This is a genomic window from Bradyrhizobium sp. WU425 (assembly GCF_021052305.1).
Classification (GTDB): domain Bacteria; phylum Pseudomonadota; class Alphaproteobacteria; order Rhizobiales; family Xanthobacteraceae; genus Bradyrhizobium; species Bradyrhizobium canariense_D.
Window position 1 is genome coordinate 3,000,365 of sequence record NZ_CP088089.1, and the last position, 24,319, is coordinate 3,024,683.

Genomic DNA, 24,319 nt, shown 5'->3' on the forward strand with positions numbered 1-24,319 from the left:
GATGCAACATCCAGTTTCCGCGCCGAGCGGCGTGACCGCGCCGACCTATGCCGACCGCATCGGCTTTGCGCAGTTGACGCGCCGCGCCTTCGAGGGCGGTGACCTGCATCCGTTGCGCGAGCGGCTGCTGGCGCGGATCGAGGAGGGAACGGCGGAGGCCGGCGAAGGCCTCGATCTCTCGCTGATTGCCCAGCTTCTCGGCGAGAAGGAGGCTGGGCTGGTGATCCAGACCGAGGTGCTCTCCTTCCACCAATTGTTTCGTACGCCTTGCGCGGCTCCAAAACCCCGCCTGCGCGTGCTCGCGCTCGCCGCCGATATCGACATGGGCGGCAACACGCCGATCGACTTCCTGCTTGAAGATTCCGACATCGAGCTGTTGACGCTCTACGTTGTCAAGGGCGTCGGCCTGCCGGAGACTCTGCCCGAGCACGACGTCGCCATCGTGATCGCATCCGATTCCGAGGAGTGCCGGGAGGCGCTCGCGCTGATCGAGAAGGCCGCGCCGCACTGGCCGAAGCCGCTGCTCAATCGTCCCGATCTCGTTGGCAATCTCGATCGCGACAAGCTGTATCGTCTGCTGACGGGCGTGCCCGGCCTCGACATTCCCGTGACCGCCCCCACGACGCGTGCGCAATTGTCGGAGCTTTCGCGAGGCAGGATCGTTTGCGAGGAGATCACGGGCGAACTGCGCTTTCCAATGATCGTGCGGCCGCGCGGTACGCATGCCGGCGTCGGTCTCGCGAAACTCGACGATGCTGGAGCGCTCGCGGCCTATCTCTCCGAGCGACAAGAGCAGGACTTCTTCGTCGCACGTTTCGTCGACTATGCGAGTCCGGACGGGCTCTACCGCAAATATCGTCTCGCGATGGTCGACGGCAAAGCCTATGCGTGCCACATGGCAATCGCCGATCGCTGGGACATCTGGTATCTCAACGCCTTCATGGCGTTCAGCGAGGAGAAGCGGGCCGAGGAAGCCGTCTTCATGCTCGACTTCGACCATGCTTTCGCCGCGCGCCACAAAATCGCGCTCGACGAGATGAGCAGGCGCGTCGGCCTCGATTACTTCATCGTCGATTGCGCCGAGAACCAGAACCGCGAACTGCTGGTCTTCGAAGCCGACAATACCGCCGTTGTGCACAACATGGATCCGCCGGCCGTATTTCCGTACAAGCCGCCGCAGATGCGCAAGATCTTTGCGGCATTCACGGCGATGCTGTCGCGGCATGCAAGAGCGGGTGAGGAGAGTGCAGCATGAACGAGATCATCCGCAACACGCAAAGCTCCGTCACGCACACTTCGCTCGATCCGCAGGACTGGAGCGAGTTTCGCGCGCTCGCTCATCGCATGCTTGACGAGACGATCGACGGCATCGCCAACGTTCGCGCGCGTCCGGTGTGGCAGCCGATCCCCGACGGCGTTCGTGCGGCGTTCAAGGCCGATGTGCCGCGCGAGGCGAACGATCTCGCCGACGTCTATCGCGACTTCTCCGAACACGTCGCGCCCTATGCGACCGGGAACGTCCATCCCAGTTTCATGGGCTGGGTGCATGGCGGCGGGACCGCGGTCGGCATGGTCGCGGAAATGCTCGCGGCAGGCCTTAACGCCAATCTCGGCGGCCGCGACCATATGCCGATCGAGGTCGAGCGCCAGATCGTCGACTGGATGCGCAGCCTGTTCGCCTTCCCGGAAAGCGCGAGCGGCATCTTCGTCACGGGCACGTCGATGGCGAATCTGATGGCGGTGCTGGTGGCACGTACGAGCGCGCTCGGCACGCTGGCGCGGCAGTACGGCATCGGCAATGACGGTGCGCTTCTCGCCGCCTATACATCGCAGGCCGCGCATGGCTGCGTCTCGAGGGCGATGGACATCGCCGGGCTCGGCACCGATGCGCTTCGCAAGATCGGCGTCGATGCCGATCATCGCATGGACGTTGCAGCGCTACGTGCGCAGATCGCGATCGATCGCGAGGTCGGCTGCAAACCGTTCCTGGTCGTCGCATCCGCCGGTACAGTCGATATCGGCGCGGTCGACGATCTCAAGGCGATCGCGCAGCTGTGTCGTGAGGAGGGGATCTGGTTTCACATCGACGGCGCTTTCGGTGCGCTCGCGATCCTGTCGCCCGAGCTTGCGCCGCTGCTCGGCGGCATCGAGCTTGCGGATTCCATTGCGCTCGACTTTCACAAATGGGGACAGGTGCCTTATGACGCCGGCTTCCTGCTGGTGCGCGACGGCGAGCAACATCGGCAAGCCTTTGCGCAGCCCGCGGCCTATCTGCGTCGCGAGGCGAGGGGGCTTGCGGCCGGCGCAATCTGGCCCTGCGATCTCGGCCCCGATCTGTCGCGCGGCTTCCGTGCGTTGAAGACGTGGTTCACGTTGAAGACGTTCGGCACAAATCGGCTCGGTGCGATGATCGCGCGAAGCTGTGCGCTGGCGAAATATCTGGAGACGCGCGTTCTCGCCGAGCCGCGGCTGGAATTGCTGGCGCCGGTCAATCTCAACATCGTCTGCTTTCGTTACCGCGCTGCCGACGAGGTCAACCGCGAGATCGTTGCCGACATCCAGGAGTCCGGTATCGCGGCGCCCTCAAGCACGACGCTCGACGGCAGGTTTGCGATCCGCGCCGCTATCGTCAATCACCGTACCGACGAGAGCGACATCGACGCGCTGGTCGCGGCCGTGCTGGAATTCGGCGGGCGTCGCAGCCGAGACGCTGTGATCGAGGTCGATGCGCCGCCGCTCGCGGCACACTAGCTCGATGCGGGTCTGAAACGACAACGGCCCCGGAGACGATCCGGGGCCGTTGTCGGTCGTGTTGGCTGGTCGCGCGAACGCGTGGGATCAGGCGGCGGTGCTGACGTGGTCCTGGCTCGCTTCGGCCTTGGGATGGGTGGCCTCGAATTGGCCCCGCAACTTCTCTTCATAGGCGATCAACTTGCGGGCGTCTTTCAGGGCGCGATAGAGGTCGCCGTTGAGGATGTTGTTGTTGATGCCTTCGATGATCGGCCAGGAGCTCGGCACCGCGGTGACGATGTCTCGCACCAGGTTGAAATAGGTGCCGTGCTGGGTCTGCGGATCCGGCGAGATGTACATGAGCTGGACTGCCAGATAGACGAGCTTGGCGGGCGAGTCGGCGGTCTCCGGCGTGAGGATGTCGCGCTCGCGCAGGATCGGCACGTTGTCGCCGTCGATCAGAAGGCGGGCGCGCTGGTCGGTGTTAGTTATCACGCAGTTGCCGACGATGATGCGTTCGTGCGGTCTGAGCTCAACCTTGAGGGCCATGCCTGTTCTCCATCAACGCTTTCGTAACCGAGCGTGTGTTGCGGCGGGTCAGGGCACAATACTCCATCAAGACTAGTTAACGAGTTGTAAATCCCGGCCGATGCCGCGGAAAAACTCAATCATTTCAATGTTGAAATCGCCCGGCTGCGTGACCTGGCCAGTGTGCAAATGGGCCGAATCGCGCGCCGACTCAGTGAAAGCGCGCATTTCATTTCATGTTTCGTTAGAGGACTCCGCCCCACGGTCCGCCGGTCGCTGGGTCACTCGATCCATGCAGACGCGTAACAGTAAGCGTCGTTTACCAGAAAGGTAACACCCAATGTCCGGTATCGTTCTCTCCTCCTCGGTTCGTCAGAACCTCCTCTCCCTCCAGTCCACCGCTGATCTTCTCGCCACCACGCAGAACCGTCTGTCGACCGGCAAGAGCGTCAACTCGGCCCTGGACAATCCCACCAACTTCTTCACGGCCCAGTCGCTCGACAACCGCGCCAGCGACATCAACAATCTGCTCGACGGCATCGCCAACGGCGTGCAGGTTCTGCAGGCCGCCAACACCGGCATCACCTCGCTGCAGAAGCTGATCGACTCTGCGAAGTCGATCGCCAACCAGGCGCTGCAGACCACCGTCGGCTACTCCACCAAGTCCAACGTCTCCGCCACGATCGCGGGTGCGACGGCGGCCGACCTGCGCGGCACCACGAGCTTCGCCAGCGCGACCGCAAGCAGCAACGTCGTGTTTAGCGGCGCAGCGGGCGGTACCACGGCGGCGACCGGCACCACGACGCTCGGCGCCACCATCGGCTCCTTTGCAAGCACGGGCGCGACGGCCGGTGACGGCACCACGGCCCTGACCGGCGCCATCACCCTGATCGCCACCAACGGCACGACCGCGACCGGCCTGGCCGGCAACGCCCAGCCTGCCGATGGCGACACGGTGACCGTGAACGGCAAGACCATCACGTTCCGCAGCGGCGCGGCTCCGGCGTCGACCGCCGTTCCGAGCGGTTCGGGCGTCAGCGGCAACCTCGTCACCGACGGCAGTGGCAACACCACCGTCTATCTCGCCACCGCGACCGTCAACGATCTCTTGTCCGCGATCGATCTGGCCAGCGGCGTCAAGACCGTATCCATCACCGCGGGTGCTGCGACGATCGCCACGAGCGCCAGCCAGCCAGGTGCTGCCGTCTCGACCGCTGTCGGCGGTGCCGTCACGCTGAAGAGCTCGACGGGTGCGGATCTCAGCGTCACCGGCAAGGCCGACCTGCTCAAGGCTCTCGGCCTGACGACCGCCGTGGGCGGCGGCAACGCCACCGTCAACGTCAACCGGACCACGAGCTCGGCCTCGCTGGGTGCGACGATCGCCGACGGTTCGACGCTGAACGTCGACGGTCACGTCATCACCTTCAAGAACGCGCCGATCCCGGGCTCGACCGGTGCTCCGAGCGTTCCGAGCGGTTTTGGTACGAGCGGTAACGTCCTCACCGACGGCAATGGCAACTCGACGGTCTATCTGCAGGCCGGCACGGTCAACGATGTGCTCAAGGCCATCGACCTTGCCACCGGCGTGCAGACCGCGACGGTCAACGCCAACGGCACCGCGACGCTTGCGACCGCCACGGGCCAGACCAACTCGTCGATCAACGCCTCCGGCCAGCTCAAGCTCTCGACCGGCGTCAATGCCGACCTCTCGATCACCGGTACCGGCAACGCGCTGAATGCGCTTGGCTTCGCCGGCAACACCGGGACCTCGACCGCGTTCACCGCGGCCCGCACCTCCGGCGTCGGTGGCCTCAGCGGCAAGACCTTGACCTTCTCCTCCTTCAACGGCGGTACGGCGGTCAACGTCACCTTCGGCGACGGCACCAGCGGCACGGTCAAGACGCTCGATCAGCTGAACACGAAACTTCAGGCCAACAACCTGACGGCGACGATCGACGCCAACGGCCTGCTGACGGTCTCGACCACCAACGATTACGCGTCCTCGACCATCGGTTCGAGCGCCGCGGGTGGTTCGATCGGCGGCACGCTCACTTCGGCGCTGACGTTCTCGACGGCTTCCAGCCCCGTCCAGGACACGGTTGCCCAGACCTCGCGTTCGAACCTGGTGTCTCAGTACAACAACATCCTGAACCAGATCGACACGACCTCGCAGGACTCTTCGTTCAACGGCGTCAACCTCTTGAACGGCGACCAGCTCAAGCTGGTGTTCGACGAGACCGGCAAGTCGAACCTCAGCATCACCGGCGTGACCTACAACTCCAAGGGTCTCGGCCTCGCAGCGCTGACCAGCGGTGTCGACTTCATCGACAACTCCGCGACCAACAAGGTGCTGTCGAACCTGAACGCCGCGTCGAGCACGCTGCGTTCGGAAGCGTCGAGCCTCGGTTCGAACCTCTCGGTGGTGCAGGTTCGTCAGGACTTCAACAAGAGCCTGATCAACGTGCTGCAGACCGGTTCGTCCAACCTGACGCTGGCCGACACCAACACCGAAGCGGCCAACAGCCAGGCGCTGTCGACCCGCCAGTCGATCGCGGTCTCCGCGCTGTCGCTGGCCAACCAGTCGCAGCAGAGCGTGCTGCAGCTGCTCCGCTAACAAGCGGACGACATCGCAAGCAAGATCCGGCGGCGGGGCTTCGGCTCCGCCGCTTTCTTTTTAGGGCGGCATCAGAGTGCCGTTCGACGAAGTGCAACGATGCATTCGGATGCAGCCGATTGCTTACTCTGAGTTATGGTTGACAAGTCGCAAACGCCGGGTCGTTGCGCGAAAAAGCATCATGCTATCATGACGATATGGTCGAGCTTGAGATGGCTCCGATTGCTCATATGGTGAATCCGCGCAAGGACTGGCGCGACACGCTTCATGCTTTGTTAGCCGTCTACATTCACCGTCCCGGCATCGATTAATCCTAATCGAAGTTTGTTGCGTTGCGTACCAGAAGGGTAACACTCAATGTCCGGTATTGTTCTCTCCTCGTCGGTTCGTCAGAACCTGCTCTCCCTCCAGTCCACCGCCGACCTCCTCGCCACCACCCAGAGCCGTCTGTCGACCGGCAAGAGCGTCAACTCGGCCCTGGACAATCCCACCAACTTCTTCACCGCACAGTCGCTCGACAACCGCGCCAGCGACATCAACAATCTGCTCGACGGCATCGCCAACGGCGTGCAGGTGCTGCAGGCCGCCAACACCGGCATCACCTCGCTGCAGAAGCTGATCGACTCTGCGAAGTCGATCGCCAACCAGGCGCTGCAGACCACCGTCGGCTACTCCACCAAGTCCAACGTCTCCACCACGATCGCGGGTGCGACGTCGGCCGACCTGCGCGGCACCACGAGCTTCGCCAGCGCGACCGCAAGCAGCAACGTCGTGTATAACGGCACGGCCGGCGGCACCACGGCGGCGACCGGCACGACGACGCTCGGCGCCACCATCGGCTCCTTTGCAAGCACGGGCGCGACGGCTGGTGACGGCACCACGGCCCTGACCGGCGCCATCACCCTGATCGCCACCAACGGCACGACCGCGACTGGCCTGGCCGGCAACGCCCAGCCTGCCGATGGCGACACGGTGACCGTGAACGGCAAGACCATCACGTTCCGCAGCGGCGCGGCTCCGGCGTCGACCGCCGTTCCGAGCGGTTCGGGCGTCAGCGGCAACCTCGTCACCGACGGCAGTGGCAACACCACCGTCTATCTCGCCACCGCGACCGTCAACGATCTCTTGTCCGCGATCGATCTGGCCAGCGGCGTCAAGACCGTATCCATCACCGCGGGTGCTGCGACGATCGCCACGAGCGCCAGCCAGCCAGGTGCTGCCGTCTCGACCGCCGTCGGCGGCGCCGTCACGCTGAAGAGCTCGACGGGTGCGGATCTCAGCGTTACCGGCAAGGCCGACCTGCTCAAGGCTCTCGGCCTGACCACGGCCGTGGGCGGCGGCAACGCCACCGTCAACGTCAACCGGACCACGAGCTCGGCCTCGCTGGGTGCGACGATCGCCGACGGTTCGACGCTGAACGTCGACGGTCACGTCATCACCTTCAAGAACGCGCCGATCCCGGGCTCGACCGGTGCTCCGAGCGTTCCGAGCGGTTTTGGTACGAGCGGTAACGTCCTCACCGACGGCAATGGCAACTCGACGGTCTATCTGCAGGCCGGCACGATCAACGACGTGCTCAAGGCCATCGACCTTGCCAGTGGCGTCCAGACCGCGACGGTCAACGCCAACGGCACCGCGACGGTTGCGACTGCGGCCGGCCAGACCAACTCGTCGATCAATGCCTCCGGCCAGCTCAAGATCTCGACCGGCGTCAATGCCGACCTCTCGATCACCGGCACCGGCAACGCGCTGAATGCGCTTGGCTTCGCCGGCAACACCGGGACCTCGAGCGCGTTCACCGCGGCGCGCACCTCCGGCGTCGGCGGCCTTACCGGGAAGACCTTGACCTTCTCCTCCTTCAACGGTGGCACGGCGGTCAACGTCACCTTCGGCGACGGCACCAACGGCACGGTCAAGACGCTCGATCAGCTGAACACGAAGCTTCAGGCCAACAACCTGACGGCGACGATCGACGCCAACGGCCTGCTGACGGTCTCGACCACCAACGATTACGCGTCCTCGACCATCGGTTCGAGCGCCGCGGGTGGTGCGATCGGCGGCACGCTGACCTCCTCCCTGACGTTCTCGACGGCTTCCAGCCCCGTCCAGGACACGGTTGCCCAGACCTCGCGTTCGAACCTGGTCGGCCAGTACAACAACATCCTTGCGCAGATCGACTCGACTTCGCAGGATTCCTCGTTCAACGGCGTCAATCTCTTGAACGGCGACCAGCTCAAGCTGGTGTTCGACGAGACCGGCAAGTCGAACCTGAGCATCACCGGCGTGACCTACAACTCCAAGGGTCTCGGCCTGGCCTCGCTGACCAGCGGTGTCGATTTCATCGACAACGCCGCCACCAACAAGGTGCTGACCAATTTGAACTCGGCGTCGAGCACGCTGCGTTCGGAAGCGTCGAGCCTTGGTTCAAACCTCACGATCGTGCAGGTGCGTCAGGACTTCAACAAGAACCTGATCAACGTGCTGCAGACTGGTTCGTCCAACCTGACGCTGGCCGACACCAACGTCGAGGCGGCCAACAGCCAGGCGCTGTCGACCCGCCAGTCGATCGCGGTCTCCGCGCTGTCGCTGGCCAACCAGTCGCAGCAGAGCGTGCTGCAGCTGCTCCGCTAACAAGCGGAAGACATCGCAAGACGACTACGGCGGCGGGGCTTCGGCCCCGCCGCTTTTTTTTGCGCGTCATTTGTCATTCGAGCAGCCGTGCGACGCTCCGAAAAGTAACCAGCGGTTATGGTTAATGGAGAGTAAGCGCGGATAAAAGCCAATGATTTCAGCCTGATTGCCGGCCCGGACCACGCCTTCCCGCGCTTATGGTGAACCCGCGCTTAATGCGGGCGCGTGCTGTTTCACCCTTTGTTAGCCATGTCGCGGCACGCTGTCCCCGTCACTCGATCCGAAGCGATCGAACGAAGACGCGTAAACCAGAAGGGTAAGAGTCATGTCCGGTATTGTTCTCTCTGCGTCGGTTCGTCAGAACCTGCTGTCTCTCCAGTCCACCGCCGATCTTCTCGCTACCACACAGAACCGTCTGTCGACCGGCAAGAGCGTCAACTCGGCCCTGGACAATCCCACCAACTTCTTCACCGCACAGTCGCTCGACAACCGCGCCAGCGACATCAACAATCTGCTCGACGGCATCGCCAACGGCGTGCAGGTGCTGCAGGCCGCCAACACTGGCCTGACCTCGCTGCAGAAGCTGATCGACTCTGCGAAGTCGATCGCCAACCAGGCGCTGCAGACCACCGTCGGCTACTCCACCAAGTCCAACGTTTCCACCACGATCTCCGGTGCGACGGCGGCCGATTTGCGCGGCACAACGAGCTTCGCCAGCGCGACCGCGAGCAGCAATGTGCTCTACAACGGCACGGCCGGCGGCACCACGGCGGCGACCGGCACGACGACGCTCGGCGCTACCATCGGCTCCTTTGCAAGCACGGGCGCGACGGCCGGTGACGGCACCACGGCCCTGACCGGCGCCATCACCCTGATCGCCACCAACGGCACGACCGCGACCGGCCTGGCCGGCAACGCCCAGCCTGCCGATGGCGACACGGTGACCGTGAACGGCAAGACCATCACGTTCCGCAGCGGCGCGGCTCCGGCGTCGACCGCCGTTCCGAGCGGTTCGGGCGTCAGCGGCAACCTCGTCACCGACGGCAGCGGCAACACCACCGTCTATCTCGCCACCGCGACCGTCAACGATCTCTTGTCCGCGATCGATCTGGCCAGCGGCGTCAAGACCGTATCCATCACCGCGGGTGCTGCGACGATCTCCACGAGCGCCAGCCAGCCAGGTGCTGCCGTCTCGACCGCCGTCGGCGGCGCCGTCACGCTGAAGAGCTCGACGGGTGCGGATCTCAGCGTCACCGGCAAGGCCGACCTGCTCAAGGCTCTCGGCCTGACGACGTCTACGGGTGCAGGCAACGCCACCGTCAACGTCGCACGGACCACGAGCGCGGCCTCGCTGGGTGCAACCCTTACGGACGGTTCGTCGCTCAACGTCGATGGTCACACCATCACCTTCAAGAACGCGCCGATCCCGGGCTCGACGGGTGCTCCGAGCGTTCCGAGCGGCTTCGGTGCCAGCGGTAACATCCTCACCGACGGCAATGGCAACTCGACGGTCTATCTGCAGGCCGGCACGGTCAACGATGTGCTGAAGGCCATCGACCTTGCCACCGGCGTGCAGACCGCGACGATCAACGCCAACGGCACCGCGACGCTTGCGACCGCCACAGGCCAGTCTAATTCGACGATCAATACGTCCGGTCAGCTCAAGCTCTCGACCGGCATCAACGCCGACCTCTCGATCACGGGCAGCGGCAATGCACTGAATGTATTCGGGCTGGCCGGCAACACCGGCAGCGCGTCGGCGTTCACTGCGGCGCGCACCTCCGGGGTTGGCGGCATTGCCGGCAAGACCTTGACCTTCGCCTCCTTCAACGGCGGCACGGCGGTCAATGTCACCTTCGGCGATGGCACCAACGGCACGGTCAAGACGCTCGATCAGCTCAACACGCAGCTTCTGGCCAACAACCTGGCTGCCACGATCGACGCCAACGGCCGGCTGACCATCACGGCGTCGAACGACTACGCGTCCTCGACGATCGGATCGACCGTCGCAGGCGGCGGCATCGGCGGCACGCTGACTTCGGCGCTGACCTTCTCGACGGCTTCCAGCCCCGTCCAGGATGCGGTTGCACAGACGGCCCGCGCGAACCTCGTGTCTCAGTACAACAACATCCTGAACCAGATCGACACGACCTCGCAGGACTCCTCGTTCAACGGCGTCAATTTGCTGAACGGCGACCAGCTCAAGCTGGTGTTCGACGAGACCGGCAAGTCGAGCCTCAACATCACCGGCGTGACCTACAACTCCAAGGGTCTCGGCCTCGCTGCCTTGACCGTCGGTGTCGACTTCATCGACAACGCCGCGTCCAACCGCGTGCTGACCAACCTGAACGCCGCGTCGAGCACGCTGCGCTCGGAAGCCTCAGCGCTCGGTTCAAACCTCTCGGTGGTGCAGGTGCGTCAGGACTTCAACAAGAACCTGATCAACGTGCTGCAGACCGGTTCGTCCAACCTGACGCTGGCCGATACCAACGTCGAGGCGGCCAACAGCCAGGCGCTGTCGACCCGCCAGTCGATCGCGGTCTCCGCGCTGTCGCTGGCCAACACTTCGCAGCAGAGCGTGCTCCAGTTGCTCCGCTAAGTAGCTGGTATCGCTAAATAAAATCATGGCGGCGGGCCATTTGTCCCGCCGCTTTTTTGCGTCCGGAGGCGGGCAGGGAGGTTCACCAGCCATTAACCCTATCCCTTAAACCGGCGTTAACCATACTTTAAAGGAGACCCCCTAAGACTGGACAAAAGGCCGCTTTCAAGACCGGGCGGCCGATTCGTACCAGGTTCAAGAGGAAGACTCGCCAATGTCCAACATCGTTCTCTCGGCGTCCGTTCGCCAGAACCTGTTGTCGCTGCAGTCGACGGCCGACTTGCTGGCCACGACGCAGGAGCGGCTGTCGACCGGTAAGAAGGTCAACACGGCGCTCGACAATCCCACCAACTTCTTCACAGCGCAGGGGTTGGACAACCGGGCGAGCGACATCGGCAACCTGCTGGATGGCATCAACAACGGTGTGCAGGTGCTGCAGGCGGCCAACACCGGCATCACCTCGCTGCAGAAGCTGATCGACAGTGCCAAGTCGATCGCCAACCAGGCGCTGCAGACCACGGTCGGCTATTCCACCAAGTCGAACGTCTCCACCACGATTCCCGGTGCGACGCCCGCCGACCTCCGCGGCACGACCTCCTATGCGAGCGCGACCGCCAAGAGCAACGTGCTCTATACCGGCGCAGCCGGTGGCGTGACCCCGGTCACGGGAACCGCCGCGCTCGGCGCCTCGCTGGGCTCGAACGCCGGCACGCATGTCGGGTTTGCCGCGACCGCGGCCGACGGCACGACTGCACTCTCCGGTACCACCACGCTGGTCGGCACCACGACATCCACCACCTTCGGCGCGCCGCCCGCGGACGGCGACACCATCACGGTCAACGGCAAGACCATCACCTTCCGCACCGGTATCGCACCGACGACGCAGCCGACCGGCTGGGGCCTCAACCCGAGCGGGCACATCGCCACGGATGGTAACGGCAATTCGATCGTCTACGAGGGAACGCCGACTGCGCCCGGCGCGACTGTCGACGATGTCCTCAGCGCGATCGACCTCGCCAGCGGCGTCAAGACCGCGGCAATCAGTGCAGGCGCGGCAACCATTACGGTCAGCGGCTCGACCGGTCCGATCGGCACGCTGCAGGTGGCGTCCTCCGTCACGGGCGGCCAGGTCACGCTGAAGAGCTCGACCGGCGCCGATCTGAGCCTGACGGGCAAGGCCGACTTCCTCAACAAGCTCGGTCTGACCACGGCGACCGGCGCAGGCAATGCGAGCGTGACGGCGGCCCGATCGACCACCGCGGGCTCGCTCGGCTCTCTTGTTCAGGACGGCTCGACGCTGAACATCGACGGCCACACCATCACGTTCAAGAACGCCCAGTCGCCCCAGTCGGCGTTGAGCGTGACCTCCGGCGGCGTCAACGGCAACATCGTCACCGACGGCAACGGCAATTCGACCGTCTACCTCCAGAGCGCGACTCTCAACGATCTGCTCAACTCGATCGACCTCGCCACCGGCGTCAAGACCGCCAGTATCTTCAACGGCGCGGCGACGCTGTCGACCACCGCGGGCCAGATCCCCTCGTCGGTCAACAGCAGCGGTCAGCTGGCGCTCTCCACCGGCATCAACGCCGACCTGTCGATCACCGGCACCGGCAATGCGCTCAACGCATTCGGTCTCAGCGGCAATACGGGAACGGCGACCGCTTTCGCCGCGGCGCGCAACTCCGGCGTCGGCGGTGTTAGTGGCAAGACGCTGACCTTCACCTCCTTCAACGGCGGCACGCCGGTCAACGTCACCTTCGGCGACGGCACCAACGGCACGGTCAAGACGCTCGACCAGCTCAATGTGCAGCTTCAGGCCAACCACCTGACGGCGACGATCGACGCCAACGGCGTGCTGACGGTCACCACCGTCAACGAGTACGCATCCTCGACCCTCGGCTCGAGTACCGCTGGCGGAACGGTCGGCGGTACGCTCACCGGCGTGCTGGCCTTTACCACCGCGCAGCCCCCGATTCAGGATCCCGTCGCGCAGACCGCGCGCTCCGGCCTGGTCAGTCAGTTCAACAACATCCTGGCGCAGATCGACACGACCTCGCAGGACTCGTCCTTCAACGGCGTCAACCTGCTCAACGGCGACACGCTGAAGCTGGTCTTCAACGAGAACGGCAGTTCGACGCTCGGCATCAACGGCGTCGTGTTCAACGCGGCCGGTCTCGGTCTCAGCAATCTCGTTCCGGGCACGGACTTCATCGACAACGGTGCCACCAACAAGGTGCTGGCCAGCCTGAATGCGGCCTCGAGCACGCTGCGCTCCGAGGGTTCTTCGCTCGGTTCGAATCTGTCGATCGTGCAGGTGCGTCAGGACTTCTCCAAGAACCTGATCAACGTTCTGCAGACCGGCTCGGCCAACCTGACCCTGGCCGACACCAACGAGGAAGCCGCGAACAGCCAGGCGCTGTCGACCCGCCAGTCGATCGCGGTCTCCGCGCTGTCGCTGGCCAACCAGTCGCAACAGAGCGTGCTACAGCTGCTCCGCTAATTTCGCGGCGCAAGATCACTCATCGATTTCGCGGCGGGGCCTAACGCTCCGCCGTTCATTTTACGGAGATCGCTAAGGCAGGATTAGCTGAGATCGACGCGCACCACGCGTGACGTGTTTACAGCGTGTACGTGCGCGCCTAGCTTCACAATGACGAAGAACTCCGAGACCCGTAATAATCCGGAGTGCTTCCAAGCACACATGTAAGCAAATCTTAAGCGGTGCTGCCTAGGGTCGGGAAAGAAATCCTTAAGCGCGTTCAACGGGCTAGGTAACCTCCAGGGTGTGATTGATGTCGAATTCCGCTGCCTCGGCCTACGCGCGTGTTGCAACGACCACCGCATCTCCTCGCGACATCGAAGCGCAGACCCTGCTCAAGGCCGCGAACAAGCTTCAGGATGCGATCAACAGCGCCGAGCCGTTCAGCGAGCAGACCACGCAGGCCCTGATGTTCAATCGCAAGCTCTGGACGATTTTCCTGAGCGAGGCCATGCGCGAGAACAATCCGCAGCCGATCGACGTCCGGCAGAAGATCGCCAACATCAGCGTGTTCGTGCTGAGCCAGACCGCCGCGCTGCAGATGAGCCCGCAGTTCGATCACTTCCGTCCGCTGATCGAGATCAACCGCAATATCGCCGCCGGTCTGTCCGGCCGTCCGTGATCGAGCACGGCTCGTTCCTTCAACACCAAATTATGCTGACGAATACCGACAAGACGCAGATCAGGAACGTCGTCACCGGTCCCGCGACCGGTGCGAGCGATCTCGATGTTGCCGTTGCGACGCTCGACGCCTGATGGTCAGGCGCTGCGGTCCGTGCTGGCCGGACGCGAGGGCTCGGATTTCAAATCCTGCGCATGGAAATAGGCCCGCCGGCGCAGCATTGCTTCGTCGGGGAACTGGTTGACCACCGCGTCGGTCCTGTCGTTGACGACCTGGAAGACGAACGACGCCGCCGCCTGGTCGAACACGACCTGGCGTGAGACGTTCTCGTTGCTTCGCAAATCATTGCGTGCAGGCGCGCTCGCCTCGCCAGCGGCCACTGTCTGGCTCACGGGCAGATCGGTTTGTACGGCCTCGTTCGCCGCCGCATTCGACGTCGCTACGATCTGCACGGCAACCGGTATCCCCACCGGCCTGATGCTGAAATCTGTACTCATGGCAGCCTCCTGGTTGCCTCACGTGAGTCAAATCCCAACCCCTCTCAATACGCAACCATGGAACACCGGGATTGAACATCCGGTAAGGAAACGTGCCTAACCGCGCGACGATGTTGCCGCGCGGTTTTTCATAAAATTGTCGCTTGTTGTTGCGCGCGCTCAGAGCGAGCGGCTGACCGCGAGCGGCGTGATGTGGCGCGGGCCCGGCGTGGCGCGTCGTCCCGCGGCCGTATAGGTGTTCGGCACGTTGCGCTTCTGGATCTCGGCGTTGACGCCGCGCACGACGCTCTCCGACACGGCGTGAGCGGTTGCTAGCACGGTGAGGTTGACCTGGAGCATCGCGCGGAATGCATCGTGGTGCCGATGCAGCGTCGAGAGCAGCTCGGGCGCGGATTTGGCGAGCTGGGCTTGGTTCGCCTTCAACTGGGTGACCGCGCCGACATAGTTTCGCGACAGCTCCTGCTTCTTGCTCTCGAGGGTCATCGCCTCGCGGACTTGGCCGGCGCGCACGAGCTCGGTCTCGCGCTCGATCAGACCGAGCAGGGCGCTCATCGCATCCATCAACTGCTCGGCGATCTTGCGCGCCTCGGCGCTGCCGGGTGCGGTGTTCGGGCGCTGCGCTTGCACGGGCTGACGCGAGGCGTTGAAATGGTTCATCTCGTTTGACCTTATGCCGTGCGGATCGTTTTTGCCTGCTGCATGATCAGGGTGCGATATACGTCGCTTGCGATGCCGACGCCGCCGGCGTTGGCGAAGTTCTTGGAATATTGCTCGGTCAGCATCGAGCGCCACACGCCGGTACCAGGCGTGTCGCCGAACGGGCCTTCGCCCTTCAGGCCCGAGGTCATCTGCGAGAACATGCTGTTGAGGAACATCGCCTCGAAGTCGGTGGCGATCTTCTGCGCCTTGGCCTGCTGCTTCGGCGAGACCTTTTGCAGTGCCGCGGCGAGATCGAAGTCCGGCCGGCCATTGCGGCTCTCCACCGAGAAGGCGGAGCTGGCGACGCGTGCGGTGTTGACCATGCCGGTCTGCATCACATCACCTCGATGTCGGCTTCGATCGCACCGGCGGCCTTGATCGCCTGCAGGATGCTGATGAGATCGCGCGGGCCGATGCCGAGACCGTTGAGGCCGTCGACGAGCTGCTGAAGCGAGACGCCGTCCTTGACGACGGCGAACTTCTTGCCGTCCTCGGTGACGCTGACGCTGCTGCGTGGTGCGACCACGGTCCGCCCCCGCGACAGCGGGTTGGGCTGGCTGACCTGCGGGCTCTCGGAGATCGTGACGGTGAGGTTGCCCTGTGCGACCGCAACGGTGGCGACGCGGACGTCGCGACCCATCACGATGATGCCGCTGCGTTCGTCGATGATGATCTTGGCGGCGAGATCCGGATCGACCTGGAGCTGCTCGATCTCGGTGAGAAAGGCGACGACGTTGCCCTTGAACTCCGGGGGGATCGCAAGCTGCACGGTCGACGGGTCGATCGGCTCGGCGGTCTTGACGCCGAGATAGTCGTTGATCGCGGCGGCGATCCGCTTGGCCGTGGTGAAGTCGGCATTGCGCAGCGCAAGCCGGACGTTCGGCAGGCGATTGAGCGCGAACTCGATCTCGCGCTCGATGATGGCACCGTTGACAATGCGTCCGACCGTCGGCACGCCACGCACGATTTTCGCCGCCTCGCCCTCGGCTTGGAAGCCGGAGATCGCGAGCGAGCCCTGTGCGACCGAATAGACGTTGCCGTCGGCGCCGAGGAGTGGGGTGACGAGCAGGGTGCCGCCCTGGAGATTCTTGGCGTCGCCGAGCGCGGAGACGGTGACGTCCATGCGCGTGCCCTGGGTGGCGAAGGCCGGCAGATTGCCTGTTACCATCACGGCGGCGACGTTGCCGGTGCGGATGGTGGCGCCGCGGATGTTGACGCCCATGCGCTCGAGCATCGCTTGCAGCGACTGCTTGGTGAAGGGGATGTTGTTCAGGGTGTCGCCGGTGCCGTTGAGACCCACGACGAGCCCGTAGCCGATGAGCTGGTTCTGCCGCACGCCTTCGATGTTGGCGAGATCCTTGATGCGCGATGTCGCGCTTGCAGAATTGACCGAGAGCGCCAGCGCTGACAGCGCGGCGCAGGCCACCCCCACAAGTCTCACCCAACGAACGCTTGGCATCCTCTGCTCCCCGAGGCTCCTCAAATCAAAGGACCGTCACGACACTCCCATGACGAGCTGGTCCGACGCTGTCCTTGCGAGCACTGTGCCAACTCGGGGCAGCGGGGGTAGGTCGCTGAATAGGTTGAATAAATCTGTTTCGAGCGACCTCAGCCTGCGTTGTCCCTGAGGAGCGAAACTGCCGCCTGTCGGCAGATTTTGCCGAGCTGTTTACGGGCCGTTAACCATAAAACGGCGAATGTGGCGCATCGATCACCCGGATTGCTTCCGATGCGCATCTACGGACCGAACGGCACCACGCTTGGAACGCCGGCCAGCCAGACCAGGCGGACGAGCTCCGGCAGCTTCGTGCTGCCCGACACCTCGTCGGCGCCGGAGACGCGAGGCGCCGCCGCACCGAAGGCGGCCGCCAACATCGACGGGCTGCTGGCGCTGCAAGGCATCGAGGAGGATCCGGTCGAACGTCGCAAGCGCTCGGTCGTGCGCGGAAAGACCGCGCTCGACGTGCTCGACGATCTCAAGATGGGGCTCCTCTCCGGCAAGCTCGACGCCTTGACCGTGATGCGGCTGCGTGACGCTGCGGCGAACCTGAAATCGTCCTCCGGCGATTCCGGCCTGGATTCGGTGCTGTCCGAGATCGAGCTGCGCGTCGAGGTCGAGCTCGCCAAGGCCGGGCAGACGTAGCGGCTTACGCCGCTTCATCCTTCAACTGCGCGTCATAGCGGCGCTGGGCGGCGAGCACGTCTTTCAGATTCTGTTCGGCCCAATCGCGCAGCGGATCGACGGCGGCGGCGAGCGTCACGCCGAGCTGCGTGATCGAATATTCCACGGTCACCGGCACGGTTGCGATGGCGTGACGCTTGATCAATCCGTCGCGCTCGAGCGACTTGAGAACCTGGCTCAGCATCTTCTGCGAAATGCCTTCGATCGTGCGGCGCAATTGATTGAAGCGCATCGGATCCTCGCGCAGCAGCAGCAGGATCAGTACCGCCCATTTGTCACCGACGCGGTCGAGGATCTGTCGCGTGGGGCAGTTCGCTGCATAGACGTCTGGCTTCATCGTAGGGTCCTCACGATCCATTCCGCTGATTTGCCGGCCGCCGCCGGTTACTCCGGTGTAATCAGGTAAGCACAAAGTGCTCTCTTAACACCAGCGCTCTTTGCGATATTTAGTCACCGTTGGTTACTACGAGCAAAGGAGCCCTTCATGAAAATCGCAGTTGCCGGCGCCTCGGGCCGGGCCGGGTCGGAGATCACCAAGGAACTGTCCCGCCGCGGCCACGCGGTTACGGCCATCGCCCGCAACCCGGAGAAGATCGCGGTCCTGCCGAACGTCACGCCGACCAAGGGGGATGTGCTCGACCAGCCAGCCCTTGCCAAGTTGTGGGCCGGGCACGACGTCGCCGTGAGTTCCGTGCACTTCCTGGCCAGCGACGCGCTCAAGCTGATCGGCGCGGCCAAGGACTCCAAGGTCGGCCGTTACCTCGTCGTCGGCGGGGCCGGCAGTCTGGAGGTCGCTCCGGGCGTCAAGCTGGTGACAACTCCCGGTTTTCCGGCTCAGTACAAGGCTGAGGCGGAGGCGGGTTCAGCCTTTCTCGACCTGCTGCGGCAGGAAAAGGAGCTGAACTGGACCTTCATCTCGCCGTCGGCCCTGTTCATCGAGGGAGAGCGCACCGGCAAATTCCGGCTTGGGACGGATCAGCTTCTCGCAGATGCGAACGGAAAGAGCTGGATCACCTTCGCGGATTACGCCATCGCGCTCGCCGACGAGATCGAGCGGCCGGCCCATGAGAGCCAGCGTTTCACAGTCGGCTACTAGGCCGTCGGCCGCTCCCGGGCCCTCCAGGATAAACCTTCCTGTGCAAGGGCTTGGGGGCGCCGGTCGGGCGATCAGGGAAACATTGTCTGTCACAGGAGGCCGCTATATAACGCCCCGCTCAGCGGACCCCGTTCCGTGTACGAGTCGTTGCTTAGACAGATAGGCCGCCCTTGGAAAAGTTGAAAAACTACCGACCGACCGAAAAAGAGCCTTTCATGAACGACAGGCAGAAGGAGTACTTCCGCCTGAAGCTCCTCGCCTGGAAGGATGAGATCCTCAAAGAGTCCAAGCTCACCCTGCAAGCCCTGCAGGAGGAGAATGTGAACCACCCCGATCTCGCCGATCGGGCATCGTCCGAAACCGATCGCGCCATCGAACTCCGTGCCCGCGACCGCCAGCGCAAGTTGATCGCCAAGATCGACGCCGCGCTCCAGCGTATCGAGGACAACACCTACGGCTATTGCGAGGACACCGGCGAGCCGATCTCGTTAAAGCGGCTCGAGGCCCGTCCCATCGCGACGCTTTCGGTGGAGGCGCAGGAGCGCCACGAGAAACGCGAGAAGGTCTATCGCGACGAATAGAGTCCGAGCCGCAGCGATGCGGCTCTTTGTTTTTTGATATGCCGCCACCGAAAGAACGAGTCGGAGGCGCAATAAGAACGAGTCGGTTGGTGCCAAGGCACATCTACAACCGACAGTCGGCGTGCGGGCAGAAAAACGCTCTCACTCGCGCTCGCTTCGGCGCGCGCAAAAGAACGTTTTGCTAAGAATGAATTACGTCGCGCGCGCGAGCAGGGAAATCGATGGGACCATCAACAGCTGCGGGACGTCGATCTTCAGTACCAGTTGCCCTGGAATTCGACCCTCTCAGTTCCTTAATCAAGGGGACCAATCCTTCGGTTGGCACCCGTCCGTCTGTCAGATGGTCCAATAGCTCCTGAACTTGAAGAACCGCGGCATGCCCGCTTCGTCGTAGAGCGGCTCGCCGAACGGGGAGACGCAGGGAGTGCGCGACAGCGACCCACTTGCACTGTTCATTGCTGCAAGTGCCATCGCGCGGCGGCTCGCGCAATTCCAGATGTGCGATGCCGATACACGACAATGTCTCGGCGTCGGCTATCTTGATCCGCTCGCGGCCCAGATCCGTCCCGCCTGCAAGGGACCGGTAATTCTCAACTCCGATTTCGATCCCGCCCGAGCTCAGGCCGAGATCGAAGACGGCATCGGAGACGCCGTCGCCTTTGGTCGTCTCTTCATCTCTAATCCGGACTGGCCGCGCCGGTTAATGCAATCTGTCGGCGGGCTTTCCGTTCAGAGGCCGGGGGGCGGCGATCTATAAGCGAGTAAAGCTCTAGACAGCCTCCTGAGATTTGGTGATGGCTCCCGGCTCTTGCCCCGGCGCTGCCGTCGCGCTTCAGGAGACCGCGATTTCCCTAGATCGATTACTACGTATGCCGAACACGTTCAGCTATTTCGGGCGGCGTAATTGGAGGCCGCTGATCTCGAACTTCGTGCTGCGCGGGCTCCAATTGGTACCTAGCGGTCCCGCGAGTTAGCTCGGGAGCTTGCCCGGGAGCCATCTATCTATCTTCTGACAAAACCCGGCGAAGTGTCCCACTAAGAGCTTTGTCGGCTTTATCTGTGTCGAATGCGGCTGCAGGCGGCTCGGAGGCTACTGCAGCAGAACCGGCAGATTGAGCGGGCCGCGGAAACCGAATCCGTGCCAACGCACACTCACTGGATCAGGCAAGGTCATTTTAGGGAAGCGATCGAACAGCAGCGGTAGGAGGACGTCCCCCACAGTTCGCCGCGAAAGGTGCGCGCCCGCGCAATGATGCGGGCCATTCCCAAACGCCTGGTGAGGGTTGGGTTCGCGAAGGGCGTTATAGTTTTCACCGTCTTGGAAGACCTCCTCGTCCCGGTTGGCGGAGGCCTGGATTGTCATAACGGTTTCGCCCTTCGGGATGAAGTAGTCGCGAATTTCCGTGTCCTCCATTACAAGCCGTGAACTGGCCTGGATCGGCGCCACCCATCGGATTCCTTCCTCGAAGGCTGCGCGCCATTTGCCCTCTGCGCGCACGGCCTCAAGCTGATCGAGGTTGGTCAAAAGGCCGTAGAGGACCGTCAGCAGAGCGTCGCGCGGCTCGTTGATGCCGCCGCCAATCGCGATTTTCACGTTGGCGATCATCTGGCTTTCCGGAATCGGTTTCTTTGCATTCACCATGAAGGAAAGGGCGGAGGAGTCCGGCTCGGCTCGCACCCGTTCGGCATTGGCCCGGATGCATCTATCCATCTCCGCGTTGGCAATGTCGGTTGCTTGGAAGGGGCCGGGCGTCCAGCCGAAATTGCCGGCACCGTCAATCAGCATCTGCGACCACCGCTGCATGTCCTCATCGCTCGCATCCGGAACGCCCATCGCATGCGCCAGAATCCGTGCAGCAAGGGGCCCCGCGAGCGCTGGAAACAGATCAACAACGTCGCCGCGCGGCAAACGGTCGAGATACCTCTCCGCGAGGTCCGCATATAGCGCCGCCCAGACAGATTCAATTGTCTTCGGCATCAAGGCGGGCATCATAGCCATGCGTTCGCTCCGGTGCTCCTCGTGGTCCTTCCGCATCAGCGTATGCGCAAGAAAGGCGCGCTTCATGGGCGTGTTCGGATCATTGGAGCTGAACAAGGTTGGATTGTCTTTGACGTACCTAGTGTCAGCGGCCTTGGTGAGAAACGTGCGGCCCACTGATGCGACCCGCAACACGGGCGCTTGGCGCCTCAAGCGCTTGTAGATCGGATAGGGATCGCGAATGAGGTCCGCGATGGTGATCGTCTCGTCCAAGGGGCTCGAGCGGTCTGTCACGTAGGTCATCCGTCGTCCACTCCCTAGTATGAGCCGAGGTAGGGAAGCGCAATGGGCTAAACTATCATCAGCACGGATTCGTTCACGGACAACGGCAATCGATAGGGTTTTCTATCGAAAGAGGCAGAAGTGCTGAGGCGATTTCAAGAGGCGAGAGGCACCTAAGCTGTGACACTGTGCTTCCTCCGCTAAAGGAGCGCTTCGGCGATCGGGTGTCTGCGCACACCCCAAATCCGCGTCTGGATGCCTGGATCCGTCCTGTTTGCAATGCGCGATCGTTTCTGAGCACGTCGCTGCGGAGCCGGCGAGGTGAACCGAACGACCACTGCCGCTTCCGCGCAGCACACCGGCGGGTTCCATTTTCTCCGGACCGGTCGAGGACCGACTACCCCCACCGGCGGGTTGCTCCGTCGCGTTCAGTCAAACCGGATGCGGCGATTGTGAATTCAGGCAGCGCCCTATCTCCGCGTGAAGCTTGCCAGCGAATGCTCGAGGAAGAAACGCAGCATCTCCCTGGTCGCGTCCGGCCCGCGCGGATCCGTGTAGGACCCGGCAGGACTACCTCCCGACCAGGCATGGGCGGCCCCGTGGACGCTCCAGTGCTCGGACATGTCCAAGCCACCTCCATCGGTGAGGATGGTGCGGGTATATGCGTGCCCCTCAGGTACTTGCCCGCGAAGAATCTTCGTCCTCAGGCTCGCATCTCCGCCCGGCCCCCGGAGAATCCGGACAGCATTGCTCGGATGCACCGTGGTATCGTGATCGCCATGGAAGACGATGGTGGGCACCGGCACGCCAGCCGTCCCGATCGGTCCAGCGCTGCCGTGCCGCATAGCGGCCAGTGCGGACGGAAGGTCGCTGGCAGCCCCGCAGGCCAACCCGGAGTGAACGCCGACGGCGGCGTATAGGTCGGGATACGTCGCACCCATAATGGCCGCGGCGGCCCCGCCCGCCGACAGGCCTGCGACGTAGACGCGCTTGGGATCGATAGGATGCTCCCGCATGATCTGGCGGGTAATGCCGGCGATCAGCGAAGGCTCCCCGCCATCCCGCCGCTGGTCCCCGGTGCGAAACCAGTTCCAGCATTTCGCATGGTTGGCTCCGCGTGGCTGCTCCGGATAGACAACGAAGCAATTCCGCTCGTCCGCCAGAAAATTCATCCGGGTGCCGGCGGCGAAATCGTCCGGTGACTGGGTGCAGCCATGAAGCATGACGATGAGGGGACGCGGTCCTCCATCAATGCGGCTGGGGATGAACAGCTTGTAGGTCCGACTTCCCGCCGCGTTGCTGAAGGTGGCAGCGACGAACCTTGTGCCGTCCGGTGCAATATCCGCCTTGGACAGTGGAGCGCGCCCGACTGGACCTGGCATGCCGAAACCGGAAAGATCTTTAATGCCGGCGAAGGGCGGGGGGCCTTTGTGTCGATTGGCAGGCCTGGCTTGCGTGGACGGCCCGCTCTCCCTCTGCTCGACGACATTGGCCTTCAGTTCGAGTGTCGGCGGCTCGAGTCTCGCACGCTCGACAGGCACAGCATTTCCCCTTGTCGCTGCGGGGCCGCCATGGCCGCGCAGCATTCGCTGCAGTAGTGCAGTGGCTTCGACCAGTTGGCCGGCACGTGTGAGGCGAGTCGCTTCGCGGACCATGTCTGGATTCAGCATCGTTTCACCTCGTTCGGTCGGCGAGAGCGGCCTTGACCGCGGGGCTGGCATGAAGGGCGCCGAGCACCGAAACCGAGGCGATTGTGGCGCGGGCCAGCTCGGGCGTGACGTCTTGATCGATGGTCGCCAGGCCGAGGACGTTGATGTGCAGCATCTCGCCGTCGCGCCGCGCCCTCTCGAGATCGACGCGGGCATAATTACGCAGCCCCAGGTCCAGACTTTTACGGGCCGTCGATTGCTTGACCACATCCGCGTGCCGCTCGAGCTGGTTGCGGATCGCCGTCCGGATGAAATCGGTGCGGTTCGAATAAAACCCTTCCTGCACCATGAGATCGACCTGGCCGAGGTCCACATAGCCCAGGTTGACTGTGATCTTCTCCGTATCCGGGGTCCGGGGTCGCAGTTCGCGTACATTGTTGGTCATCGGTTACATCCATTTTTCCATCCAACCGGATGGCGCACGGATGGTAAATAGACATTCACGGGATAGATTCAAGGCGGCAGGCAAACATCTCCCGCCGCGCTTTCGGGACCGGATCCGCTGCCGTTTCGCGAACGTTCCCAGGGTAGGACGGACCCTTCGTCCGGCCGTCAGATCTAACCTTCTGAAACAACTGAGGGCTCATTGGGCGGCGTGCTATCATCGCGGCTACAGGAGGAAGACACATGTCCACTTCCAAGAAGCGATTAGCGCCCGATGATTTTCCGGTGACCGCCGAAGGACAAAAGATCAAGAAGCAAGATGGCGAGCCCATCGCCACTACGGAGGATCATGAAACCGCTGCCGACCTGGCCGAGCGCATCAACGACGACGAAGCGCGCCGTGAGGAGGACAAATGGTCGGCCTGAGCGCCTTCTCTCAGTCCTCCAGCAGCGTGTCGATCAGCTTCAGCAATTGCTGGCGCTCTGGACCCCGGCGCTACTACGCAGGAATTGGCCGATATCCGTATAGGAGGCTTGGCCCCCTTGGGCTGGTGCTTCACGACGGGCGTATTCGTCCGCGGATCTCGCGTCAGCGCCCAGACGTCACTGTTGCTGCTTTCGTAGAGAACTCTCATACCGACCAAT

The 24,319-nt window shown here is 63.4% G+C and carries 22 protein-coding genes; 12 read left to right on the plus strand and 10 right to left on the minus strand.

The genetic code is table 11. From position 1 onward, the window contains the following. Position 1 precedes the first annotated feature (1 nt). Entirely contained in the window at positions 2-1,255 is a 1,254-nt protein-coding gene (locus tag BcanWU425_RS14185; RefSeq protein WP_204511748.1) for an ATP-grasp domain-containing protein, read from the plus strand. After that, complete coding sequence (locus tag BcanWU425_RS14190; protein ID WP_204511747.1) at positions 1,252-2,751, plus strand: pyridoxal phosphate-dependent decarboxylase family protein; 1,500 nt, start codon at positions 1,252-1,254, stop codon at positions 2,749-2,751. The genes BcanWU425_RS14185 and BcanWU425_RS14190 overlap by 4 nt, the downstream gene beginning before the upstream one ends. A gap of 87 nt (positions 2,752-2,838) precedes the next feature. Here the strand turns inward: BcanWU425_RS14190 and flbT are convergent, their stop codons facing one another. Next, a complete protein-coding gene (gene flbT / locus BcanWU425_RS14195) occupies positions 2,839-3,279 on the minus strand; it encodes a flagellar biosynthesis repressor FlbT (RefSeq protein WP_204511746.1) in 441 nt (146 codons plus the stop codon). Positions 3,280-3,351: 72 nt separating this feature from the next. Beyond that, positions 3,352-3,486, minus strand: a complete 135-nt coding sequence (locus BcanWU425_RS37400) for a hypothetical protein (RefSeq protein WP_268738948.1) — start codon at positions 3,484-3,486, stop codon at positions 3,352-3,354. A gap of 112 nt (positions 3,487-3,598) precedes the next feature. Between BcanWU425_RS37400 and BcanWU425_RS14200 the strand changes: the two genes are divergently transcribed. From BcanWU425_RS14200 to flaF, 5 genes are all read left to right on the plus strand, one after another. Further along, on the plus strand, positions 3,599-5,872 hold the full coding sequence (locus tag BcanWU425_RS14200; RefSeq protein ID WP_204511745.1) for a DUF1522 domain-containing protein: 2,274 nt from the start codon (positions 3,599-3,601) through the stop codon (positions 5,870-5,872). A gap of 357 nt (positions 5,873-6,229) precedes the next feature. Next, the gene (locus BcanWU425_RS14205; RefSeq protein ID WP_204511744.1) at positions 6,230-8,503 is read left to right on the plus strand and encodes a DUF1522 domain-containing protein; all 2,274 of its coding nucleotides are present in this window, start codon (positions 6,230-6,232) and stop codon (positions 8,501-8,503) included. Between the two features lie 325 nt (positions 8,504-8,828). Then, positions 8,829-11,102, plus strand: coding sequence for a DUF1522 domain-containing protein (locus BcanWU425_RS14210; protein WP_204511743.1), 2,274 nt, complete (start codon positions 8,829-8,831; stop codon positions 11,100-11,102). Positions 11,103-11,316: 214 nt separating this feature from the next. Next, positions 11,317-13,605, plus strand: coding sequence for a DUF1522 domain-containing protein (locus tag BcanWU425_RS14215; RefSeq protein ID WP_204511742.1), 2,289 nt, complete (start codon positions 11,317-11,319; stop codon positions 13,603-13,605). Positions 13,606-13,897: 292 nt separating this feature from the next. Then, complete coding sequence (gene flaF, locus BcanWU425_RS14220) at positions 13,898-14,266, plus strand: flagellar biosynthesis regulator FlaF (protein WP_007612319.1); 369 nt, start codon at positions 13,898-13,900, stop codon at positions 14,264-14,266. Positions 14,267-14,403: 137 nt separating this feature from the next. On the opposite strand, the gene BcanWU425_RS14225 is transcribed toward flaF, so the two are convergent. The 4 genes from BcanWU425_RS14225 to BcanWU425_RS14240 all read right to left on the minus strand — a co-directional run bounded on the left by BcanWU425_RS14225 (position 14,404) and on the right by BcanWU425_RS14240 (position 16,921). Then, positions 14,404-14,763, minus strand: a complete 360-nt coding sequence (locus BcanWU425_RS14225; protein ID WP_085358969.1) for a hypothetical protein — start codon at positions 14,761-14,763, stop codon at positions 14,404-14,406. 159 nt (positions 14,764-14,922) lie between these two features. Beyond that, positions 14,923-15,420 carry a hypothetical protein gene (locus BcanWU425_RS14230; RefSeq protein ID WP_027518929.1) on the minus strand — a complete coding sequence of 166 codons (498 nt, stop codon included), beginning with the start codon at positions 15,418-15,420 and terminating at the stop codon, positions 14,923-14,925. An 11-nt stretch (positions 15,421-15,431) separates the two neighbouring features. After that, positions 15,432-15,797: a flagellar assembly peptidoglycan hydrolase FlgJ gene (gene flgJ, locus BcanWU425_RS14235; RefSeq protein ID WP_204511741.1), complete on the minus strand. Its 366-nt coding sequence runs from the start codon at positions 15,795-15,797 to the stop codon at positions 15,432-15,434. Next, positions 15,797-16,921, minus strand: a complete 1,125-nt coding sequence (locus BcanWU425_RS14240; RefSeq protein WP_026233176.1) for a flagellar basal body P-ring protein FlgI — start codon at positions 16,919-16,921, stop codon at positions 15,797-15,799. The genes flgJ and BcanWU425_RS14240 overlap by 1 nt, the downstream gene beginning before the upstream one ends. Positions 16,922-17,191: 270 nt before the next feature. On the opposite strand from BcanWU425_RS14240, the gene BcanWU425_RS14245 reads away from it, so the two are divergent. After that, positions 17,192-17,605, plus strand: coding sequence for a flagellar assembly protein FliX (locus BcanWU425_RS14245; RefSeq protein ID WP_231190555.1), 414 nt, complete (start codon positions 17,192-17,194; stop codon positions 17,603-17,605). A 4-nt stretch (positions 17,606-17,609) separates the two neighbouring features. Here BcanWU425_RS14245 and BcanWU425_RS14250 read toward each other — a convergent pair whose 3' ends face one another. Further along, positions 17,610-17,981, minus strand: a complete 372-nt coding sequence (locus BcanWU425_RS14250; RefSeq protein ID WP_026233175.1) for a winged helix-turn-helix transcriptional regulator — start codon at positions 17,979-17,981, stop codon at positions 17,610-17,612. Positions 17,982-18,128: 147 nt separating this feature from the next. Between BcanWU425_RS14250 and BcanWU425_RS14255 the strand changes: the two genes are divergently transcribed. From BcanWU425_RS14255 to BcanWU425_RS14265, 3 genes are all read left to right on the plus strand, one after another. Beyond that, positions 18,129-18,740 (plus strand): NAD(P)-dependent oxidoreductase, encoded by a 612-nt coding sequence (locus tag BcanWU425_RS14255; protein ID WP_204511739.1) that lies wholly within the window; start codon positions 18,129-18,131, stop codon positions 18,738-18,740. A 215-nt stretch (positions 18,741-18,955) separates the two neighbouring features. Continuing rightward, on the plus strand, positions 18,956-19,321 hold the full coding sequence (gene dksA, locus BcanWU425_RS14260) for an RNA polymerase-binding protein DksA (RefSeq protein WP_008554760.1): 366 nt from the start codon (positions 18,956-18,958) through the stop codon (positions 19,319-19,321). A gap of 424 nt (positions 19,322-19,745) precedes the next feature. Further along, positions 19,746-20,078: a hypothetical protein gene (locus tag BcanWU425_RS14265; protein ID WP_204511738.1), complete on the plus strand. Its 333-nt coding sequence runs from the start codon at positions 19,746-19,748 to the stop codon at positions 20,076-20,078. 333 nt (positions 20,079-20,411) lie between these two features. Here the strand turns inward: BcanWU425_RS14265 and BcanWU425_RS14270 are convergent, their stop codons facing one another. From BcanWU425_RS14270 to BcanWU425_RS14280, 3 genes are all read right to left on the minus strand, one after another. After that, on the minus strand, positions 20,412-21,602 hold the full coding sequence (locus tag BcanWU425_RS14270; protein ID WP_204511737.1) for a cytochrome P450: 1,191 nt from the start codon (positions 21,600-21,602) through the stop codon (positions 20,412-20,414). A gap of 449 nt (positions 21,603-22,051) precedes the next feature. Next, positions 22,052-23,251: an extracellular catalytic domain type 1 short-chain-length polyhydroxyalkanoate depolymerase gene (locus tag BcanWU425_RS14275; RefSeq protein ID WP_204511736.1), complete on the minus strand. Its 1,200-nt coding sequence runs from the start codon at positions 23,249-23,251 to the stop codon at positions 22,052-22,054. Between the two features lie 4 nt (positions 23,252-23,255). After that, entirely contained in the window at positions 23,256-23,675 is a 420-nt protein-coding gene (locus tag BcanWU425_RS14280; protein WP_204511735.1) for a CopG family transcriptional regulator, read from the minus strand. Positions 23,676-23,917: 242 nt separating this feature from the next. On the opposite strand from BcanWU425_RS14280, the gene BcanWU425_RS14285 reads away from it, so the two are divergent. Beyond that, positions 23,918-24,100, plus strand: a complete 183-nt coding sequence (locus BcanWU425_RS14285; protein ID WP_027568297.1) for a hypothetical protein — start codon at positions 23,918-23,920, stop codon at positions 24,098-24,100. Positions 24,101-24,319 lie beyond the last annotated feature (219 nt).

Excerpts from the sequence above, each read along its gene's own strand:
- BcanWU425_RS14185 (WP_204511748.1), top strand. The coding sequence starts at position 2 with ATGCAACATCCAGTTTCCGCGCCGAGCGGCGTGACCGCGCCGACCTAT.
- BcanWU425_RS14190 (WP_204511747.1), top strand. The coding sequence starts at position 1,252 with ATGAACGAGATCATCCGCAACACGCAAAGCTCCGTCACGCACACTTCG.
- flbT (WP_204511746.1), bottom strand. The coding sequence starts at position 3,279 with ATGGCCCTCAAGGTTGAGCTCAGACCGCACGAACGCATCATCGTCGGC.
- BcanWU425_RS37400 (WP_268738948.1), bottom strand. The coding sequence starts at position 3,486 with ATGCGCGCTTTCACTGAGTCGGCGCGCGATTCGGCCCATTTGCACACT.
- BcanWU425_RS14200 (WP_204511745.1), top strand. The coding sequence starts at position 3,599 with ATGTCCGGTATCGTTCTCTCCTCCTCGGTTCGTCAGAACCTCCTCTCC.
- BcanWU425_RS14205 (WP_204511744.1), top strand. The coding sequence starts at position 6,230 with ATGTCCGGTATTGTTCTCTCCTCGTCGGTTCGTCAGAACCTGCTCTCC.
- BcanWU425_RS14210 (WP_204511743.1), top strand. The coding sequence starts at position 8,829 with ATGTCCGGTATTGTTCTCTCTGCGTCGGTTCGTCAGAACCTGCTGTCT.
- BcanWU425_RS14215 (WP_204511742.1), top strand. The coding sequence starts at position 11,317 with ATGTCCAACATCGTTCTCTCGGCGTCCGTTCGCCAGAACCTGTTGTCG.
- flaF (WP_007612319.1), top strand. The coding sequence starts at position 13,898 with ATGTCGAATTCCGCTGCCTCGGCCTACGCGCGTGTTGCAACGACCACC.
- BcanWU425_RS14225 (WP_085358969.1), bottom strand. The coding sequence starts at position 14,763 with ATGAGTACAGATTTCAGCATCAGGCCGGTGGGGATACCGGTTGCCGTG.
- BcanWU425_RS14230 (WP_027518929.1), bottom strand. The coding sequence starts at position 15,420 with ATGAACCATTTCAACGCCTCGCGTCAGCCCGTGCAAGCGCAGCGCCCG.
- flgJ (WP_204511741.1), bottom strand. The coding sequence starts at position 15,797 with ATGCAGACCGGCATGGTCAACACCGCACGCGTCGCCAGCTCCGCCTTC.
- BcanWU425_RS14240 (WP_026233176.1), bottom strand. The coding sequence starts at position 16,921 with ATGCCAAGCGTTCGTTGGGTGAGACTTGTGGGGGTGGCCTGCGCCGCG.
- BcanWU425_RS14245 (WP_231190555.1), top strand. The coding sequence starts at position 17,192 with ATGCGCATCTACGGACCGAACGGCACCACGCTTGGAACGCCGGCCAGC.
- BcanWU425_RS14250 (WP_026233175.1), bottom strand. The coding sequence starts at position 17,981 with ATGAAGCCAGACGTCTATGCAGCGAACTGCCCCACGCGACAGATCCTC.
- BcanWU425_RS14255 (WP_204511739.1), top strand. The coding sequence starts at position 18,129 with ATGAAAATCGCAGTTGCCGGCGCCTCGGGCCGGGCCGGGTCGGAGATC.
- dksA (WP_008554760.1), top strand. The coding sequence starts at position 18,956 with ATGAACGACAGGCAGAAGGAGTACTTCCGCCTGAAGCTCCTCGCCTGG.
- BcanWU425_RS14270 (WP_204511737.1), bottom strand. The coding sequence starts at position 21,602 with ATGACCTACGTGACAGACCGCTCGAGCCCCTTGGACGAGACGATCACC.
- BcanWU425_RS14275 (WP_204511736.1), bottom strand. The coding sequence starts at position 23,251 with ATGCTGAATCCAGACATGGTCCGCGAAGCGACTCGCCTCACACGTGCC.
- BcanWU425_RS14280 (WP_204511735.1), bottom strand. The coding sequence starts at position 23,675 with ATGACCAACAATGTACGCGAACTGCGACCCCGGACCCCGGATACGGAG.
- BcanWU425_RS14285 (WP_027568297.1), top strand. The coding sequence starts at position 23,918 with ATGTCCACTTCCAAGAAGCGATTAGCGCCCGATGATTTTCCGGTGACC.